Origin of the sequence: Micromonospora sp. MP36, from assembly GCF_008119785.1 — a bacterium.
GTDB lineage: Bacteria > Actinomycetota > Actinomycetes > Mycobacteriales > Micromonosporaceae > Micromonospora.
In genome coordinates, this window is sequence record NZ_VSFA01000009.1 from 118,981 (window position 1) to 136,247 (window position 17,267).

Genomic DNA, 17,267 nt, shown 5'->3' on the forward strand with positions numbered 1-17,267 from the left:
GTGCCCCGGCTGCTGCTCATCGAGGACGACCTCGCCATCCGTACCCCCCTGATCCGGGCCCTGCGCGAGCGCGGCCACGCGGTGGCCGCGGCCTCGACCGCGATGACCGGGCTGCGCGACGCGCTCGACGACCGGCCCGACCTCGTCGTGCTCGACCTGGGACTGCCCGATTTGGACGGTCGTGAGCTGGTGCGGATGCTGCGGGCGGTCAGCTCGGTGCCGGTCATCGTGGCCACCGCGCGGGACGACGAGACCGAGATCGTCCGGCTGCTCGACGCCGGGGCCGACGACTACCTGGTGAAACCGTTCACCGCGGCGCAGCTGGATGCCCGGATCCGGGCCGTGCTGCGCCGCGCGGCCGGCGACGCCGGGACGGAGGACGCGGCGCTCGTGGTCGGCGGGCTGCGGGTCGACCCGCGTTCCCGGCAGGTGAGCCTGGACGGCGTCCCGGTCGAGCTGACCCCGCGCGAGTTCGACCTGCTGCACCACCTCGCCGGCCGTCCCGGGCAGGTGGTCAGCAAGCGGGAGCTGCTCACCGAGGTCTGGCGGATCCCGTACGGCGGTGCCGACAAGACCGTGGACGTGCACCTGTCCTGGCTGCGCCGCAAGCTGGGTGAGAGCGCTCAGCAGCCGCGCTACCTGCACACCGTCCGGGGGGTCGGGGTGCGGCTGGAGGCTCCCGGGACCGCCCGGTGAGGGGGCGGCTGGCGCTGCTCGTCGCCGCCGTCAGCGTGCTCGTCCTGACCGCCTTCCTGGTGCCGCTGGCGCTGCTGCTGCGCACCGTCGCGGCGGACCGGGCGACCGTCCGGGCCACCGCCGACGCGCAGCGCCTGGCAGCGGTGGTCGGCACGGCCGATCCGGACACCATCCGGCTGACCGTCGAGCAGTTCGCCGCCGACTCGGGCCGGTCGTTCAGCGTGTTCCTGCCCGACGGCACGGTGCTCGGCACGCCGGTGGCGCGTACCCCCGCGGTGGCGCTCGCCGCGCGGGGGCAGAGCCTGACCGCCGAGTCGGCCGACGGGCGGGAGGTGGTCATCGCGGTCCAGGGCCGGCCGGACGGCACCGGGGTGATCCGGACCGTGGTCCCCCGTTCGGAACTCACCGCCGGGGTGGCCCGGGCCTGGCTGGTGCTGGCGCTGCTCGGCGTGCTGCTGGTGCTGGTCGGGCTGATCGTCGCCGACCGGCTGGCCCGTACGCTGGTCCGCCCGATCGGCGAGCTCTCGGCGGTGTCCCACCGCCTGGCCAACGCCGAGCTCGACGCCCGGGTCACCCCGGCCGGACCGCCCGAGCTGCGGGAGGTCGCCGGCGCGCTGAACCACCTGGCCGGGCGGATCCAGGTGCTGCTGCGCGAGGAGCGGGAGCAGGTGGCGGACCTGTCGCACCGGCTGCGTACCCCGTTGACCGCGCTGCGGCTGGAGGCCGAGTCGCTGCGCGACCCCGACGACGCGGCCCGGCTGACCGCCGCGGTGGACGGCCTGGAACGCGCGGTCACCGGCCTGATCCGGCAGGCCCGGTGGCGCAGGTCGGCGTCGGACGGCCCGGCCGGCTGTGACGCGGCGGCGGTCGTCGGCGAGCGGGTGGCGTTCTGGTCGGTGCTCGCCGAGGACACGGGCCGCACCGTCACCCTTGATCTGGCGCCCGGCCCGCTCCCCGTGGGGGTGCCCGAGGACGAGCTGGCCGCGGCGGTGGACGCGCTGCTGGGCAACGTCTTCGCGCACACGCCGGACGGGACACCGTTCACCGTCCGGCTCGTCCCCGACGCGGGGCAGGTCGCGCTGACCGTCGCCGACTCCGGCCCGGGACTGCCGTCCGGCACGGTGCGGCGGGGTGCCAGCCACGCGGGGTCGACCGGGCTGGGTCTGGACATCGCCGACCGGGCCGCCCGGGCCAGCGGCGGGCGGCTGGAGCTGCACAGCGCCGTCGGCGGTGGGGCGCTTGTGCTGCTGCGGCTCGGGCCGCCTCGGCCTTAACCCGGGCTTAGCCACCGGGTAGCGCGCCGCTATCCACTCCGGACCGATCCTCGATCGCACAACCGAGGAAAGGTGGAGAGGATGCGACGAACTTCCCTGGTCCTGGCGGCGGCCGGCGGGGCCGCGGTGCTGGCGGTGACCGGTGTGGCCCTGGGCGTGACCACCGTCGACCGGACGGCGCCCGGTACGGCGCTCGCCGCGGCGACGGCCAGCCCCACCATCGAGGACAACCCCAAGCCGGACGACGACCCGACGTTGGCCGCGCCGAACGGCACCGCCGACGGCACGGTGAGCGGGAAGCGGGCCGGCGAGATCGCGCTCGCCCGGCTCGGCGGCGGGCGGATCGTGGAGATCGAGGCCGAGCGGGAGCACGGTCGTCGGGTGTGGAGCGTCAAGGTCGCCAAGGGCGGCACCACCTACGAGGTCAAGGTCGACCGGGGCGACGGCACCGTGGTCGAGGTCGAGCGGAAGCTCGTCGACGACCGCGGTCGCGACCGCGCCGGCAGCGACGACCGCAGCCACGACGTCGGCGACGACCACGGCGGTGACCGGCCCCGCGCGGGCACCGACGACCGCGGTGACGATCACGGCGGCACCCGCGCCGGCAGCGACGACCGGAACCACGACGTCGGCGACGACCACGGTGGGGACCGGCCCCGCGACCGCGACGACGACTGAACGCACCTCCCCGCACAGCTTCCGGACCCGGGCACATGGCCCGGGCCCGGGGGTGTCAGCGCCGGAGGCGGAACCGGGAGGTCGACATGGGACAGCCCTCCCGATTCCGCGAAAATTGTGGGCGAACGCGAATCCGCCGATACATTGGAGTATGGAGTCCGCCCACGGGGGTCGGGCGGCGGAACCGGTCTACCGTCCGGTGCTGGCGGGTCGTCGGGGTGAGCTGGAGGCACTGGCCCATCTCGACCAGGTCGCCGCTCCGCTGCTCGCTCCGGTCATCGACGTCCACGCGGTGGAGCCGTGCACCGTGGACCTCGTCGGCCGGCTACCGGCCGGGCTGCTTCCTTCGGTCGACGTCTCGGCGCTGCCGGACGGGCCGCAGAGTGAGTTGGTCCGCTGGGGCGTACCGCTGGTGCCGGTGATCGGGCTCGCGGAGAGCAACCGGCGGCTGGTGGCGCACGGCGCCGCCGCGCGGGCGTACGCCCACCGGGCGGTGCTGCGGCTGCGGATTGGGCAGGACCGGGCCGGGCCGGACGCGACGACCAGCGCGGTGGAGCGGGCCTGGCGGCTGGCCCGGCTGATGCCGGAGCAGTGCGACCTGCTGATCGACGTGGGGGACGTGTGCTGCCCGGCGGACATCCGGCTGGCCGAACCCCGGGTCCGGCGGCTGGCGGAGTGGGCCCGCCGGCACGCCTGGCGCTCGGTCACCGTGGCGGCCGGCGGGATGCCGCCGACCCTGGCCCGCCTGCCCATCGACGAGCCGGTCCGCCTCGACCGCTTCGGCTGGCAGCTCTGGCAGCGGTTGACCGACCTCGGCGTCGGCTACGGCGACTACGGCGTCTGCTGCGCGGTGCCGGGCGCGGAGGGGCCGGGCGACCGGCTGCCGACGCTGCGCTACACCACGGACGAGGCGTGGTGGGTCTACCGATGGTCGCGGCGGGGCGGCCGGGGCGACGAACGGTTCGCCGACCTGTGCCGCACCCTGGTGGCGGCCCCGCACTGGCCGACGGCCGGGGCGGGGTTCTCCTGGGGCGACCACGAGATCCTGCGCCGGGCCCGGCGGAGCGCGGGTGCCGGCTCGCCGTCGAACTGGATCGCCTGGAGCACCTCGCACCACCTGGCGCACGTGCTGGCGGCGCTGCTCCCCGCTGAGCGGGAACAGCGCGACGAGCCGTGGCACGCGGAGGGACGTTCCGGTCGGCCGCACGCCCGCGGTGACCCGCACCGTCGGGCCGGGTGACCGGCGCTCGTCACTCCTTGGTGGTGAAGCCGAACTGGACGATGCCCTCCTCGTCGACGACCGCGTCGACGGAGGTGTCGTTGAGCAGCTGCGCGGCGTCGGCGTCGAGGAAGATCCGGGCGCCCTGGTTGTCGACCACCTGGTCGCCCTGCGTCGGCTGCGGCACCAGCTCGATGGAGAGCGAGCCCGCGTCGGTGTCGGCGGCGATGCGCAGCCCGCCGCCCTCGGCGACGTCCTGCTGTTCGGCGAGGTCGCGGATCACCAGGACGGCGTTGTCGGTCATGGTCAGCATGGCGGACTCCTCGTGGCAGGTTCAGGATCGGGAACGGGTGACCGCGGCCCTCACGTGGCCGGGCCCGGACCCCGGGACGGCGATTTCAGTCCTCGCCGGGCAAATCAGGGCAGGTCGCATCGCCCTCATGGCCTACGGTGCCCCCTGCGCGGGCATCCGTCAAATAGAGCTGGATCAGTCGACACCGGGGCCGCGGGCCGCGTACCCGAACGGGTGACAGGAGGCTGAGCAAGGGTTTTCCGGCCCCGAAGGCGGGTATGCGTTGGAGTTTCGACACCGCGCCGAGCCCCGCGACCGGTAATAACTTTCGATGTGGAGCCTTCTCTGGAAGAAAACTCCATGACAGCATCGACGCATGCATCGTCGTCTCTTTCCGCGCGTGCTCGCGGTGCTGGCGGTGGTCGCCACCGCGGCCACCGCCGGCGCCTCGACCGCCACCGCCGAGTCGCCCACGCCCGCGCAGACCCGGCTCAACGCGACCATCGACGCGGTCCTCGCCGACTCCCGGCTGGGCGGGGCCCAGGCGGGCGTGGTCGTGGTGGACACCAGCACCGGACGGACCCTCTACACCCGCAACGCCGACCGCCGACTGATCCCCGCCTCGAACACCAAGCTGCTCACCTCGACCGCGGCGATGAAGCTGCTCGGCCCGGGCCACCGCTTCACCACGGACGTCGCCAGCGACGGCGTACGCCGGGCCGGCGTGCTCACCGGCGACCTGTACCTGCGCGGCGGGGGCGACCCGACCATGCTCGCCGAGGACTACGACCGGCTGGCCGCGCGGGTCGCCGCCGAGGGCGTACGGGTGGTGACCGGGACCCTCGTCGCCGACGACACCCGCTACGACCGCACCCGGCTGGGCCCGGACTGGACCTGGGACGACGAGTCCTACTACTACGCCGCGCAGGTCTCCGCGCTGACCGTGGCACCGGACACCGACTACGACGCCGGCACCGTGATCGTGCACGCCGCCCCGGGCCGCGAGCCGGGTACGCCCCCGGTGGTCACCATGACCCCGCCCAACGGCTGGCTGCGCATCGACAACCGGGCCGAGACGGTCGCCACCGGCGAGACGAACATCTCCTTCGAGCGCGAGCACGGTGGCAACACCATCGTGGTGACCGGCCAGATCGCCGTCGGCGAGGACCCGACGAGCGACTGGATGACGGTCTGGGAGCCGACCGGCTACGCGGCCGACATCTTCCGGTCGGCGCTGCTGCGGCACGGGGTCCGCGTCCTCGGCCGGACCGTGCTGGGCCAGGCCACCCCGAGCGACGCCACCACGCTCGCCCGGCACGACTCGATGCCGCTGGCCGAGCTGATGGTGCCGTTCCTCAAGCTCTCCAACAACGGCCACGCGGAGGTGCTCACCAAGGAACTGGGCCGGGTCATGTCCGGCTCCGGAACCTGGTCCGCCGGGCTCGCCGCGATCGGCACGTACGCGGGCAACTCCGGAGTGGACACCGGGACGCTGCGCCAGCGCGACGGCTCCGGACTCTCCCGGCGCAACATGATCCCACCGGCCCAGTTCGTGGCGCTGCTCGCCGCCGTCCGGGCCGAACCTTGGTTCGACACCTGGTACGCGGCCCTGCCGGTGGCCGGCAACGCCGACCGCTTCGTCGGCGGCACCCTGCGCAGCCGGATGCGTGGCACGGCCGCCGCGAACAACGTGCACGCCAAGACCGGCAGTCTGACCGGGGCGTCCGGCCTCTCCGGCTACGTGACCGACGCGGACGGGCGGCTGCTGGCCTTCTCGATCGTGCTGAACAACTACCTGACGTCGTCGGTCAAGGGGCTGGAGGATCAGATCGCGATCGCGCTGGCCTCGTACACCGAGAAGGGGACGACCACGGCGCGGCTGACCGTGCCGACGGCGCCGGAGGTGCCCCGGGTGCCCGACGGCAGGGAGTGCTCCTGGGTGAAGCCGATCGTCTGCTGACCCGGGTGGGGGCCCGGCCCGCGGGACGGGCCGGGCCCCCACCCGTCAGGCGCCGGGCCGGCGCGGGTCGGCGGCCGGGTCGCCGCGCTCGATCAGGGCGTCGATCTCGGCGGGCGGCAACCCGTGCAGCGCGAGCACCCGCCGCCCCCAGCGGTGCAGCCGGCACGGGTGCGGGCTGGCGTCATTACGGCAGACCGTCCCGCCCGACCACCGCCGCGGCGCGTGCACCACCACGGCCCGCACCGCGAACTGGGCGTCTTCGCCGATCACGTACGGCGGCAGCGGGATCTCCCGCAGCACCTCGCCGGACGGGTCACCCGGTGCGGACGGGGCGACGGGACGGACGACGGACGCAACGCTGCACATCGGGCGGACCTCCACAAGGGATGGTCGGACGGGGACCTCGGTAAGGTACGACGGCCCACCGCGCCCCCGACGGACAAATTGTCCCGGCGTCACCGGCCGCAGTGCTGGCACGCCCGACGGGTCCGCAGGTGATAGCTGACTGCGGCGATGCCCAACCCCCAGCCCCACACCCAGTAGCCGGACTCGGCGAACCAGAAGAAGGCCGGCGGGTAGCGCCCGTCGCCCAGGTCGACGTTGCCGGTCGCGGTCTCGACGGCGAGCTGGGCGAGGCCGACGCCGAAGTAGCCGACCAGCCCCACCGCGAAGACGGCCGCCGGCGCCAACGGCAGCAGGCGGGGCACCGTACGGCCGGCGAGCAGCGGCACCCACCGCGGCCACACCCTCCCCCACGGGTACACCAGTGCCAGCGGCAGCAGGACCCCGGCGAGCAGGAACCCCACCTCGAACGCCACCACCGAGGCGCCCTGCGCCAGCGGCACGTCCCCGAAGCCCACCACCACCTGGGCGGCGAGCCGCACCAGACAGCCGGCGACCGCCGCCCACGCCGCGACCCGGGCCCAGCGCGACGCGGCTCCACCGGACCCACGGGCCCGGCCGCACCGACCGCAGTCCCCCCGGAACCGGCGAAGGTGCGCGAGCGCCGCCGCGTGCAGCAGCACGGCGCCGGCGAGCGCACCGGCCCGGCTGAGGAACCCGGCCAGGGTGAACGCGGGGCTGAGGTCGAGGATGAGGAAACCGACCAGGTCCAGCAGAAGCAATGCGCAGGAGAGCAGGATGGCGCCGCAGACCGCCCAGGCGGCCGCGGCCAGCGCCGGCCGCCAGGCAGGGGCCCGGGCCAGCCCGACGCCGGCCACCGCCGCGGCGGCCTGGAGCGCCACGAACCACCAGCCGGTGACCACCACCAGGTCGGCCCCGAGCGGCCCGAACGACGGGGACCCGATCACCACCCAGGCCACGCGCAGCGCGCCGTAGCCGATCGCCCAGGCCACGGCGGCGTACGCCAGCCAGGCGGAACGGCGCCGGGTGGTGGCGACGGTCGGCGGCGGCACGGTGAGCGTCATGGGTCCACATTGCCGCCGCCGCGTCCCCGGTCCCTCCCGAGCGGGAGGGGACCGGCTCCCCCGGACGGGGGACCGCGCTCAGCCGATGTCCTGGCGCAGCCGGGCGGCGGTGCGTGCGGCGCTGTAGTCCGGCCCGACGCCTTGGACGATGATGGCCGAGCCTTCGATGTGCCGCAGGCGCAGTGGCAGGATCTCCTGGTACGCCGGTGAGGCGTACCAGGCGCGGGCCTGCTCGATGTCCGGGAACTCGATGATCACCACCGTGCCCGGCCACTCCCCTTCGATCACCTCCGGGGTGATGCCGTGCACCCGGAACCGCCCCTGGTACGGGTCGAGGGTCGCCTGGATCTTCTCCAGGTATTCCAGGACGTCCTCGTTGATCGGAATGCGTAGCGCGCAGACCCTGGTTTAGCTGTGGCGGTAGCGCGTCTATTTCGGACGCACGATTGACAGCATGATGCTGTATTTTGCACAGGTGTCGGCTACGTTGCGAGCAACGTTGTCTTCCAGTGCGCTTTCTCATGTCGTATGGTGCCCGAAGTATCGACGCGGGGTGCTCGGCGGCCGGATCGAGGAGCGGTTGAAGCAGCTCCTCCGGGAGGTGGTGGAGGAGAAAGTGGCGTGGCTGGTGGCGCTGGACGTCATGCCGGACCACGTTCATCTGCTGGTCGAGGTGGACCCGGAGTTCGGTGTCCATAAGCTGGTCAAGGCGATCAAGGCACGGACGTCGCGGGTGTTGCAGGAAGAGTTGCCGTCGCTGCGTTCCCGGCTGCCTACGCTGTGGACGAACTCGTACTTCGTGGCGACCACCGGCGGCACCCCTGGAGCGGTACGTTGAGCGGCAGAAGGGTCGTTGAGTGCTGACCGGCCGCCGCTACCTGCTCGCGTTCACCGACGAGCAGGCCGCCTACGCCGAGCAGGTGGGTGCGGTGTGCCGGGCGGTGTGGAACACCGGGTTGGAGCAGCGGCGTGAGTACCGCCGCCGCGGCGCGTTCATCGGCTACGTCGAGCAGGCCCGGCAGATGGCCGAGGCGAAGAAGGACCCGGACTGTGCGTGGCTGGCCGATGCGCCGTCGCACACGTTGCAGCAAACCCTGCGGGACCTGGACCAGGCATGCACGACGCATGGCACGTGGAAGGTGCGCTGGCGATCCAAAACCCGCACCGCCCCGTCGTTCCGGTTCCCCGACCCCAAGCAGATCGACGTGCGGCGTCTGAACCGGCGGTGGGGTGAGGTGCGGCTGCCGAAGTTCGGGCCAGTCAAGTTCCGCTGGACCCGCCCGCCCGGCGGGGTCATCCGTAACGCCACGGTCTGCCGTGACGGCGGACGCTGGTACATCTCGTTCTGCGTCGAGGACGGCGTGAGCGAAGCGGCCCCGAACGGTAAGCCGCCGGTCGGCGTGGACCGGGGTGTGGCCGTGGCGGTGGCCACCTCCGACGGCGGCCTGGACGATCGGGAGTTCGTCACCCCCGGCGAGGCGGCCAGGCTCAAGCGGCTGCAGCAACGCCTGTCCCGGTCGCTACGGGTCCATGGCCGCAACCGCGGGTCGAAACGCCGCGATGCTACCCGCGCGCAACTCGGCCGGCTGCACGCCCGGATACGGGCCCGCAGGGCTGACTTTGCTGCGCAGACCGCCGTGCGGCTGGTCCGCGAGCACGGCATGGTCGCTGTCGAAGGCCTGCGGATCAAGAACATGACCGCGAGCGCGAAGGGCACCATCGAGCAGCCCGGCCGTAACGTCCGCCAGAAAGCGGGCCTGAACCGGGCCATCCTCTCAAAGGGTTGGGGCGGATTCCTACTCAAGCTGGAACACGCCGCCCGCTACCACGGAACACACATCGAGAAGGTCAAACCCGCGTACACGTCGCAAACCTGCAACGCCTGCAAGCACGTCGCCCCGGAATCCCGCGAGAGCCAAGCGATCTTCCGATGCGTCGCCTGCGGGCATCAGGACCACGCCGACGTAAACGCGGCCAAGAACATACTCGCCGCCGGGCTGGCGGTAACAGGGCGTGGAGACCTCGCCGTTGGGCGGTCTGTGAAACGCCAACCACCCGAACGGCTCGCGGCGTGAACACGCCTCAGCCACGGGAATCCTCCCGTCCTCAGGCGTGGGGAGGAAGTCAACTGCGGCGTACGCAGGTGGGCGAGCGCGAACGCGGGCATGGTCCCTCCCCGGTGACGTGCGCCGACTCCACGGCGCAGGGCCTGGCACCGATTCTGCGGCCAGCCCGCTGCGGCCGGGCCGACCGGGGTGCGGTCACGCCGGGCGTACGACTCCGGGTTGTTGTCGTAGCTCACCCGCTCGCCGCGGCCGCCCTCGTCGCGGACCGCGCCGGAGCCGTCGCGCTTGCGGATCGACCGGCCGGCGTCGGGTGGTCCCCAGTGGACCTAGTCGAGCGAGCCGACCGCGCTGAGGTCGACGCGGGCCGGCACGTCGGCCAGCGCGGCGGTATCCGCTGGTGGCTGGCCGGGCTGATCGCGTCCGGGGTATTTATGCTGCCCCGGTGCGGGTTTTCGAGATCGCCGGGAAGCTGGCTCTCTTCCTGGCCGGGTTGAGCGCGATCGTCGATCTCATCGATCCAGCGAAGCTGCAGCACTGGAGTCGCCGCGCCAACGAGTACGCACAACGCAGATCTGAATACCGGATAATCGGCCGGATCGCTGAGCTGCGGGATGAAGCCCATGGCTTCTTCGTCAAGAACACCTCTGTGGCGACCGTAGGCGGCGTGGTGCCGCACTCCAGCCTTGTCCACACCCCGCCGCAGACCGCCCCATCCGGCTTGGGCGAGGATGCCTTCGTCACCTTCTGGCATACCGTGATGGATGAGCTCCGGGACACCTACGACCTGCGCGATGGTGAAAGTCGCGAGAAAGTCCTGGCGGCGTCCGCGCTGGTGGAACGCCGCATCGACGAGTTCCTGTCACGCGAGCTACCCGAGAGCGAACGGGGGCTGGTCAGCAGGGCCACCGACGCGAAGGAGCGAAGCTTCGGCCTCGCCGCGGTGCTGATGATGCTGGCCACGATCGCGATGGTCGTAGCCGCCAATACTCTCGATCTCAGCGGATTGGCGGCCCAAGGACAGGCGGTGCGGATCCTCGGATTTGTCGGCGTGGCCTTGACGGTCGTTGCGGTCTTCACGCTGGCCGCCATGCCGCTCGCCATGCCCGGCGCGGTGGAGGGAACACTGCTCGGCACAGCGGCGCGCTTCCTCCGGTTCCTCGCCAGACCCGTACGCCCGGTCCGCATCACCGCGCTGTTCCTCTTTGTCGGGGGCTCGCTGATAGACCTTGTGGTCCTGCTCCTCGAATAGGCGCGGCACGCGCGGCCCGGACGCCCTGGGCGCTACCTCACTGACCATGCGCGCATTGGCACCGTTTGTCACCGACCAGTAGCTGCGGTGACCAGCTGACCGCCGCTTCGGCGTCCGGGTCCCGCCCCGCGTACGCGAGCACCAGCACCAGCACGGTCAGGACGGCCGCCCCCAGCACCAGCCGGCGTCGGCGCCGGCGGGCCCGGGCCAGCCCGACCCGGGTGGCTGGCCCGTCGGGCGCGACGCCGACGGCGGTGCGCACCTTGGCGACCACCGGTCCGAGCAGCTCGGCGAGGCGGTGCACGACGCTCTCCGAGGAGTGTCGGCCGGGCGCCGCCGGGCTGACTGCCGGCGGCGCGACCGCGGCTGGTTCGACGGCCGGGGAGGTGGGCGGTTCGGGTCCGGTCTCCCCCGGCTGATCGACGGTCGCCGGACGGGCGTCGTCGCGAACCGGCGCCGCGTCGGCGTGCTCGCGAAGGAATGCGGGACGGGCGTGGTCGGGTGGCGGCGCCGGATCGGCGTGCGCGCCGGTCGCGCCCGAGCCGACCGACGCTGCCGGGCCGGTCGCCGCGGCCGGTCGCGGCGTGGGCGGGGCCGCGCCGTCGGCGGGGAGCCGACGCGGCAGCGTGACCGGCTGCTCCGGCGCCGGCTCGGCCGGCGCGTGGGGCAGCCAGCCGCCCACCCGGATACCGGTCTGCGTGAGTTTGTCCTCAGCCACCGATTCCCCCCTCGGCCACCGGTGCCGGCGGTCGCCCCCGTGGCCCGCCGCAGGGAGAATGGCATACGGCCGATCTTCGAGAAGCCGTCGGGCAGAGGCATGTTCCCGACAACGGGCCGGTCAGCGCCGCTCGCGGCGCCGCAGGCCACGCTCGGGATGCCAGCTCTCGATCAGCAGATGGTCCGGCGGGTCGCCGACCCGGGTGAGCACCACCTCGGTCAGCTCGATCCGGAACCGGTGCGACCCGTCCTCGCCCGGTGGCTCCTCGTGCGCCCGGCCGGCGATCTTCGCGTCGCCGCCCCACGAGGCCGGATCGTCCTCCGGGGTGTCTTCGGTCGGGCAGTGCAGTGCCACGCGGGGATCGCGCCGCAGGTCGAGTGCCTTGAGCGCGCCCGCCATGCTGCCCAGTCGGAGCTGACCGTCGTCGGAGAAGTCGATCTCCGTGCCGCTGATCCGCGGCGAGCCGTCCCGCCGTAGGGTCGCCATCGTGCCGTGCTTGCGGACGGTGAATCGGGCGCGTACGCGCGCCGCGAAGTCGGGTTCGGATGCCATCAGGTCGGGCCACCATGCCATGCCGGCCAGCCTGGCAGGAAAAGCTGACACCGTGCGGCGTGTTTTCCGGACCGGTCAGCGGATCTCGAAGCCGAGCGCTTGGGCCAGCACGATCGCCTGCTCGCTGTCGACGATGGCTCCGGCCCGCTCGACCGTGGTCGGGTCGAGTGCGGTCAGGTCGCTGCCGCGCAGGTCGGCCCGGGCCAGTCGGGCGGCGTGCAGCTGGGCGCCGGACAGGTCGACGCCGGTGACCGTGGCGCCGGTGAGGTTGGCGCCGGTCAGGTCCGCCTCGCGCATGCGTACGTCGGTGAGGTGCACGCCGCGCAGGTCGGCGCCGGGCAGGGCGATGAAGGACCAGTCGCCGCCGCTGACCCGCAGTGGGCGCAGGTCGCACTGGTCGAAGCTGCTGCCGACCAGCTTGCAGCCGGTGAACTCGGCCTCGAAAAGGTTGCACCGCTTGAAGGTGCAGCGGGTGAACGCCGAGTCGGTGTGCCGGGAGGCGTTGAAGGCGACGTTGCCGAAGACGCACTCGGTGAAGACGGCGCCCTGGCTGACCGCCTCGGTCAGGTCGACGTCGAAGAAGGAGCAGCGGACGAAGTGCCGGTCGGCCAACTCCTCGGCGTACCAGTCCTCGTGGCGGTAGGTGACGTCTTCTGTCGGCTCCGGCATCACGCCAGATTAGTGGTGGCCACCGACACTTCCCGGTGGGCATACCGGCCGGTAGGTTCGGCGGCGTGAGCGTCGCAGTGAGCACTGACCCGGCCCGTATCGGTTTCGACCCCGCCCGCCTGGCGCGGATCGACGAGCACTTCGGCAGGTACGTCGACGACGGCCGGCTCGCCGGCTGGCAGATCGTGGTGACCCGCCGGGGCGAGATCGCCCACTCCTCGACCTACGGGCTGCGCGACCGGGAGGCGGGCACGCCGGTCGAGGCGGACACCCTCTGGCGCATCTACTCGATGACCAAGCCGATCACCTCGGTCGCGGCGATGATGCTGTGGGAGGAGGGCCGGTTCGAGCTGAACGACCCGATCAGCCGCTGGCTGCCGGAGTTCGCCGACGCCCGGGTCTATGACAAGGGGTCGGTGCTCAAGCCGTACACGGTGCCGGCGATCGAGCCGATCCGGGTCTGGCACCTGCTCACCCACACCGCCGGCCTGACGTACGGCTTCGCGCAGAGCACGGTGGTCGACGGCCTGTACCGGGCGGCGGGCTTCGACCTGGGCGTGCCGCCGGGTGCGGACCTGGCGGCGGCCTCGGCCGGGCTGGCCCGGCTGCCGCTGCTCTTCCAGCCCGGCACGAGCTGGAACTACGGGGTCTCCACCGACGTGCTGGGCCGGCTGGTCGAGGTGATCTCCGGGCAGAGCCTGGAGGCGTTCTTCGCCGAGCGGATCCTGCGCCCGCTGGGCATGACCGACACGCGGTGGTGGGTCGACGAGGCGGACGCCAAGCGGCTGGCCGCCCTCTACGCCCCGAACCCGGCCACCGGGCAGGCGACCCGGCAGGACGGCATCGGCCGGGCCGCGCTGGCCGAGCCGAGCTGGTTCTCCGGGGGCGGCGGGCTGGTCTCCACGGCCGCCGACTACCACCGGTTCACCCAGTTCCTGCTGCGCGGGGGCGAGTTGGACGGGGTACGCCTGCTGTCGCCCCGGACGCTGCGCTTCATGACCCGCAACCACCTGCCCGGCGGCCGGGACCTGGCCTCCTTCGAGCCGGGGGGCTTCGCCGAGACGGTGCTCGACGGCATCGGCTTCGGCCTCGGCTTCGCCGTGGTGCTGGACCCGGTGCCGTCCCGGGTGCCGAGCAGCGTGGGCGAGTTCTACTGGGGTGGGCTGGCCAGCACCGCGTTCTGGGTGGACCCGGTGGAGGAGGTCACCGCGCTGCTGTTCACCCAGCTCATGCCGTCCAGCACCTACCCGCTGCGCTCGCAGCTGCGCCAGCTGGTCTACTCCGCGCTGATCGACTGAGCCCGACGTGGGCGCGCCACCGGGCGGGCGGCGCGCCCACCCGGGTCAGACCAGTCGCTGGGCGCGGGTCGCGGTCACCGTCGCGGTGCCGCTGGTGGACAGGCCGGAGATCAGGTACGCCCGGTAGGTGCCGTCCGTCATGACAGTCCACAGGTCCGGGGTGCCGTCGGCGTTGATGTCGGCGGCCTCGAGGGTGCCGATCGCGACGCCGGTGTTCCAGTTCGCCGCAACCTGGTACTGGGTGCGGGTCAGCGAACCGGTGCCGTCGCCGTTGTCGACCATGGTGACCCCGGTCCAGAGGTAGAGGTCGCCGGTGGTGGCGTTGCGCAGGAAGAGTGCGGCGCCGGAGGAGGTCTCGGTGCTGGCGATGCTCCAGTTCTGCCAGTCGGTGCCGCCGGTCGGGGTGGGGTTGGTCAGCGTGGTGACGCCGTAGTAGAGGCAGGGCGCCGGCCAGCTGGGGTGGTAGCCGAGCCGGTAGCCGTTGGTGGGGTCACCGGAGATGCCGAGCAGGTCCGGGATGCCGTTGTCGACGCCGTCGGCCTGGAACGCGTTGGTCAGCTGCAGCGGGATGTTGCCGTTGGCGTCAATCAGGTTGTCGTACCCGATCGTGCACTGGTTGCCGCTGAGGTTCGGGTTGGTCATGGTGCCGTCCCCGGCGCCGATGATGAGGCCACCGTTTCCAGCGGAGACGCCGGCCGGGTTGTAGTACACGAAGTCCTGGCGGTCCACGCCGGCGAAGCGCCCGGTGAAGACCTGGGCGCCGTCGAAGTCGGCCGGGGAGTTGTTCCCGGTGACACCGTTGCCGTGCAGGCCGATGTTGGTCGCCGGGGTCTGCACCTGGCCGGTGCCGACGCCGGTCTTGCGGGACTTCACGCCGAGCGCCGACCAGACGCCGGAGCCGAGCCCCGTGCCCGGGCCACCGACGGCAATCAGGTCGGGCACCCCGTCGCCGTTGAGGTCCTTGTCGACCGGACCGGTGGTGACGACCGGCGCGGGCTTCGGCTTCGCTGCGGCTGGGGCCGGCAGGGCCGGTACGAGGGCGGCAAGGGCGAGCGCGGCGGGCGCCGTCCAGGCGAGCAGGCGTCGGGTTGGAGAGGCCATCTGTTCCCCCATGTCATTGACGATCTTGCCCTCCGCAAGGTAGTCGACGTCGGCAAGTTCCGACGGCACGGTTTCGACCGGGTCGGCGACGGGATGGCCGATCCGGCACCGGCCGGGCGGCCGGCTCCCTAGCCTGAGGGGCGAGGCACCTGGGGCGGGAGGTGGTCAGCCATGAGCGAGCGCAACGAGCGCAGTGCGGAGCAGCATGCGGTCGCCGAGCGGAGCGAGGTGGCCGCATGAGCAACATCGTCGTGTTCGGCGCCGGTGGGACCGCGGGGTCGCGGATCACCGACGAGGCGATGAATCGGGGGCACCGGGTCACCGCGGCGGTGCGCCGGCCGGAGGCGACCAGCTACCTGGCGCCCGGCGTGCGTACGGTCACCGGGGACGCCACCTCGGCGCGGAGCGTGCGCGAGCTGGCCGAGGACGCGGACGTGTTCGTGGTGGCGATCGGCGGCGGCGAGCGGAACCTGTGGCGGGACGCGGCCCGGACGTTGGTCGATACGCTCCGCGAGCTGCCCGACGCGCCCCGGGTGATCCACGTGGGCGGCGGGGCGACGCTGCTGACGCCGAAGGGCACTTCCTACCTGGATGAGCCGGACTTCCCCGAGGAGTACCGGGACTCGGCGGAGGGTCAGGCCGAGGCGCTGGACGTCTACCGCTCCTCGGCCGACGGGGTGACCTGGACGTACGTCTCTCCTCCCCCGCTGGAGTTCCACCCGGGCGAGCGGACCGGGCACTATCGCACCGGCACCGACCATCCGGTGACGGACGCGCAGGGCCGGTCGGTGCTCACCTACGAGGATCTGGCGGTGGCGATCGTCGACGAGATCGAGAATCCGCGGTTCACCAACGCGCGGTTCACGGCGGCGTACTGACGTCAGTCGGCCAGCCGGGCGGGGAAGCCGCCGGTGGCGAGCGGGCCCCAGCGCTCGATGGTGATCCGGATCAGCGATTTGCCCTGCCGGAGCATGGCCTGCCGGTACTCGTCCCAGTCCGGGTGCTCGCCGGAGATGCTGCGGAAGTATTCCACCAGCGGTTCCAGGGCCTCGGGCAGGTCGAGCACCTCGGCGGTGCCGTCGACCTGCACCCAGGGCCCGTTCCAGTCGTCGGAGAGCACGCAGGCGGAGACCCGCGGGTCGCGGCGGATGTTGGCCACCTTGGCCCGCTCGGGGTAGGTGGAGATCACCAGGCGGCCTGCGGCGTCGACGCCGCAGGAGACCGGGGAGGACTGCGGCCGGCCGTCGGCGCGGGTGGTGATCAGCAGGACCCGGTGCCGGGGGCGGAGGAACTCGATCAGGGTGTCCCGGTCGACCCGGGTGTTGGTCGCGATGGTGCGTGCCATGCGTCGGTTCTACCAGGCCTGCGGGCCGAAGCATCGGCGCGGGCTCAGCGGGGACGGTTGGCGATCCGGCGCGGGGAGGCCTGGGCCGGCACCCGGGGCCGGGCGGTCGGCCGCCAGGCCCGGCCGTTGGCGTAGATCACCCGGAAGCCGAGGTATGCGGCGAGGGGCGCCCAGTGGGCCGAGCCCATCCGCAGCTCGGCGGCGTTGTGTCGCTGCCCGTTGGCGAGCACGTCGAGCAGCACGGTCTCGAAGGCGGCCGACTCGACCCAGTCCACCTCGCGGGTGAAGCCGCAGACCAGGGCCGCCCCGGTCACGTCGAGGAAGTCCCGCAGCGCGGTGTCGGAGGCGCGCAGCACCGAGCAGCTGCCGAAGTAGAGGCGGCGTCCCTCGCAGCGGCCGGCCATCCGGTCGGCCACGTCGGTCAGCTCCACCGAGTCCCAGTCGGTGAGGCACAGCCGGCTCGGTTCGCCGTGCATGGCGAAGAAGCCGACGCGGTAGTCGGCGTACTGCTTGAGCAGCCAGCGGTCGATGAAGTAGAAGAGCTCGTCGCGGGTGGCGGCGTCCTTGTGGATGAACCGGATCCGGCCCAGCCGTTCGAGCAGTTCGAGCGTGGGCAGGACGGAGCCGCGCTCGTTGAGGTCCCGGTGCCACTGCCCCTCGACGCAGAAGACGCCACCCCGCGCCAACGCCCACCTCCCCCGCCCGCGAAGGCCGCCCGGGAAG

At 72.8% G+C, this 17,267-nt stretch carries 19 protein-coding genes and 1 pseudogene; 10 read left to right on the plus strand and 10 right to left on the minus strand.

Annotation, left to right across the window (positions count from 1 at the left end; all coding sequences use genetic code 11):
- The 4 genes from FXF52_RS11255 to FXF52_RS11270 all read left to right on the plus strand — a co-directional run bounded on the left by FXF52_RS11255 (position 1) and on the right by FXF52_RS11270 (position 3,888).
- Positions 1–696 (plus strand): response regulator transcription factor, encoded by a 696-nt coding sequence (locus FXF52_RS11255; RefSeq protein ID WP_148796183.1) that lies wholly within the window; start codon positions 1–3, stop codon positions 694–696.
- Positions 693–1,970 (plus strand): HAMP domain-containing sensor histidine kinase, encoded by a 1,278-nt coding sequence (locus FXF52_RS11260; RefSeq protein WP_148796184.1) that lies wholly within the window; start codon positions 693–695, stop codon positions 1,968–1,970. The genes FXF52_RS11255 and FXF52_RS11260 overlap by 4 nt, the downstream gene beginning before the upstream one ends.
- Positions 1,971–2,051: 81 nt before the next feature.
- Entirely contained in the window at positions 2,052–2,648 is a 597-nt protein-coding gene (locus FXF52_RS11265) for a PepSY domain-containing protein (protein ID WP_148796186.1), read from the plus strand.
- Between the two features lie 151 nt (positions 2,649–2,799).
- Positions 2,800–3,888 carry a beta family protein gene (locus FXF52_RS11270; protein ID WP_187413444.1) on the plus strand — a complete coding sequence of 363 codons (1,089 nt, stop codon included), beginning with the start codon at positions 2,800–2,802 and terminating at the stop codon, positions 3,886–3,888.
- A 10-nt stretch (positions 3,889–3,898) separates the two neighbouring features.
- On the opposite strand, the gene FXF52_RS11275 is transcribed toward FXF52_RS11270, so the two are convergent.
- On the minus strand, positions 3,899–4,180 hold the full coding sequence (locus FXF52_RS11275) for an iron-sulfur cluster assembly accessory protein (protein WP_148796188.1): 282 nt from the start codon (positions 4,178–4,180) through the stop codon (positions 3,899–3,901).
- 355 nt (positions 4,181–4,535) lie between these two features.
- Between FXF52_RS11275 and dacB the strand changes: the two genes are divergently transcribed.
- Positions 4,536–6,119, plus strand: coding sequence for a D-alanyl-D-alanine carboxypeptidase/D-alanyl-D-alanine-endopeptidase (dacB, locus tag FXF52_RS11280; protein ID WP_148796190.1), 1,584 nt, complete (start codon positions 4,536–4,538; stop codon positions 6,117–6,119).
- 45 nt (positions 6,120–6,164) lie between these two features.
- Here dacB and FXF52_RS11285 read toward each other — a convergent pair whose 3' ends face one another.
- The 3 genes from FXF52_RS11285 to FXF52_RS11300 all read right to left on the minus strand — a co-directional run bounded on the left by FXF52_RS11285 (position 6,165) and on the right by FXF52_RS11300 (position 7,933).
- Positions 6,165–6,485, minus strand: a complete 321-nt coding sequence (locus FXF52_RS11285) for a hypothetical protein (protein ID WP_255471846.1) — start codon at positions 6,483–6,485, stop codon at positions 6,165–6,167.
- A gap of 89 nt (positions 6,486–6,574) precedes the next feature.
- Positions 6,575–7,546, minus strand: a complete 972-nt coding sequence (locus FXF52_RS11290) for a hypothetical protein (RefSeq protein ID WP_187413445.1) — start codon at positions 7,544–7,546, stop codon at positions 6,575–6,577.
- 78 nt (positions 7,547–7,624) lie between these two features.
- Positions 7,625–7,933, minus strand: coding sequence for a DUF1330 domain-containing protein (locus FXF52_RS11300; protein ID WP_148796194.1), 309 nt, complete (start codon positions 7,931–7,933; stop codon positions 7,625–7,627).
- A 105-nt stretch (positions 7,934–8,038) separates the two neighbouring features.
- On the opposite strand from FXF52_RS11300, the pseudogene tnpA reads away from it, so the two are divergent.
- From tnpA to FXF52_RS11315, 3 genes and pseudogenes are all read left to right on the plus strand, one after another.
- Positions 8,039–8,403 (plus strand): annotated as a pseudogene (tnpA, locus tag FXF52_RS11305) (IS200/IS605 family transposase); the annotation flags it as partial.
- Positions 8,404–9,621 carry an RNA-guided endonuclease TnpB family protein gene (locus FXF52_RS11310; RefSeq protein ID WP_148796196.1) on the plus strand — a complete coding sequence of 406 codons (1,218 nt, stop codon included), beginning with the start codon at positions 8,404–8,406 and terminating at the stop codon, positions 9,619–9,621.
- Between the two features lie 433 nt (positions 9,622–10,054).
- A complete protein-coding gene (locus tag FXF52_RS11315; protein ID WP_148796198.1) occupies positions 10,055–10,861 on the plus strand; it encodes a hypothetical protein in 807 nt (268 codons plus the stop codon).
- A gap of 37 nt (positions 10,862–10,898) precedes the next feature.
- Here the strand turns inward: FXF52_RS11315 and FXF52_RS11320 are convergent, their stop codons facing one another.
- The 3 genes from FXF52_RS11320 to FXF52_RS11330 all read right to left on the minus strand — a co-directional run bounded on the left by FXF52_RS11320 (position 10,899) and on the right by FXF52_RS11330 (position 12,800).
- Positions 10,899–11,579 (minus strand): hypothetical protein, encoded by a 681-nt coding sequence (locus tag FXF52_RS11320; RefSeq protein ID WP_148796200.1) that lies wholly within the window; start codon positions 11,577–11,579, stop codon positions 10,899–10,901.
- 120 nt (positions 11,580–11,699) lie between these two features.
- Positions 11,700–12,131 carry a pyridoxamine 5'-phosphate oxidase family protein gene (locus FXF52_RS11325; protein WP_255471847.1) on the minus strand — a complete coding sequence of 144 codons (432 nt, stop codon included), beginning with the start codon at positions 12,129–12,131 and terminating at the stop codon, positions 11,700–11,702.
- Between the two features lie 75 nt (positions 12,132–12,206).
- Entirely contained in the window at positions 12,207–12,800 is a 594-nt protein-coding gene (locus tag FXF52_RS11330; RefSeq protein WP_148796204.1) for a pentapeptide repeat-containing protein, read from the minus strand.
- 65 nt (positions 12,801–12,865) lie between these two features.
- Between FXF52_RS11330 and FXF52_RS11335 the strand changes: the two genes are divergently transcribed.
- Positions 12,866–14,098, plus strand: coding sequence for a serine hydrolase (locus FXF52_RS11335; protein WP_148796206.1), 1,233 nt, complete (start codon positions 12,866–12,868; stop codon positions 14,096–14,098).
- A 45-nt stretch (positions 14,099–14,143) separates the two neighbouring features.
- Here FXF52_RS11335 and FXF52_RS11340 read toward each other — a convergent pair whose 3' ends face one another.
- The gene (locus FXF52_RS11340) at positions 14,144–15,268 is read right to left on the minus strand and encodes a hypothetical protein (protein ID WP_148796208.1); all 1,125 of its coding nucleotides are present in this window, start codon (positions 15,266–15,268) and stop codon (positions 14,144–14,146) included.
- 167 nt (positions 15,269–15,435) lie between these two features.
- On the opposite strand from FXF52_RS11340, the gene FXF52_RS11345 reads away from it, so the two are divergent.
- Positions 15,436–16,077: an NAD(P)-dependent oxidoreductase gene (locus FXF52_RS11345; RefSeq protein ID WP_148796210.1), complete on the plus strand. Its 642-nt coding sequence runs from the start codon at positions 15,436–15,438 to the stop codon at positions 16,075–16,077.
- A 2-nt stretch (positions 16,078–16,079) separates the two neighbouring features.
- On the opposite strand, the gene FXF52_RS11350 is transcribed toward FXF52_RS11345, so the two are convergent.
- Together FXF52_RS11350 and FXF52_RS11355 are read right to left on the minus strand one after the other, a co-directional pair.
- Entirely contained in the window at positions 16,080–16,544 is a 465-nt protein-coding gene (locus FXF52_RS11350; RefSeq protein WP_148796212.1) for a PPOX class F420-dependent oxidoreductase, read from the minus strand.
- Positions 16,545–16,588: 44 nt separating this feature from the next.
- Positions 16,589–17,230: a hypothetical protein gene (locus FXF52_RS11355; RefSeq protein ID WP_148796214.1), complete on the minus strand. Its 642-nt coding sequence runs from the start codon at positions 17,228–17,230 to the stop codon at positions 16,589–16,591.
- Between the last annotated feature and the right edge of the window lie 37 nt (positions 17,231–17,267).

Excerpts from the sequence above, each read along its gene's own strand:
- FXF52_RS11350 (WP_148796212.1), bottom strand. The coding sequence starts at position 16,544 with ATGGCACGCACCATCGCGACCAACACCCGGGTCGACCGGGACACCCTG.
- dacB (WP_148796190.1), top strand. The coding sequence starts at position 4,536 with ATGCATCGTCGTCTCTTTCCGCGCGTGCTCGCGGTGCTGGCGGTGGTC.
- FXF52_RS11330 (WP_148796204.1), bottom strand. The coding sequence starts at position 12,800 with ATGCCGGAGCCGACAGAAGACGTCACCTACCGCCACGAGGACTGGTAC.
- FXF52_RS11325 (WP_255471847.1), bottom strand. The coding sequence starts at position 12,131 with ATGGCATCCGAACCCGACTTCGCGGCGCGCGTACGCGCCCGATTCACC.
- FXF52_RS11345 (WP_148796210.1), top strand. The coding sequence starts at position 15,436 with ATGAGCAACATCGTCGTGTTCGGCGCCGGTGGGACCGCGGGGTCGCGG.
- FXF52_RS11285 (WP_255471846.1), bottom strand. The coding sequence starts at position 6,485 with ATGTGCAGCGTTGCGTCCGTCGTCCGTCCCGTCGCCCCGTCCGCACCG.
- FXF52_RS11275 (WP_148796188.1), bottom strand. The coding sequence starts at position 4,180 with ATGCTGACCATGACCGACAACGCCGTCCTGGTGATCCGCGACCTCGCC.
- FXF52_RS11270 (WP_187413444.1), top strand. The coding sequence starts at position 2,800 with ATGGAGTCCGCCCACGGGGGTCGGGCGGCGGAACCGGTCTACCGTCCG.
- FXF52_RS11290 (WP_187413445.1), bottom strand. The coding sequence starts at position 7,546 with ATGACGCTCACCGTGCCGCCGCCGACCGTCGCCACCACCCGGCGCCGT.
- FXF52_RS11265 (WP_148796186.1), top strand. The coding sequence starts at position 2,052 with ATGCGACGAACTTCCCTGGTCCTGGCGGCGGCCGGCGGGGCCGCGGTG.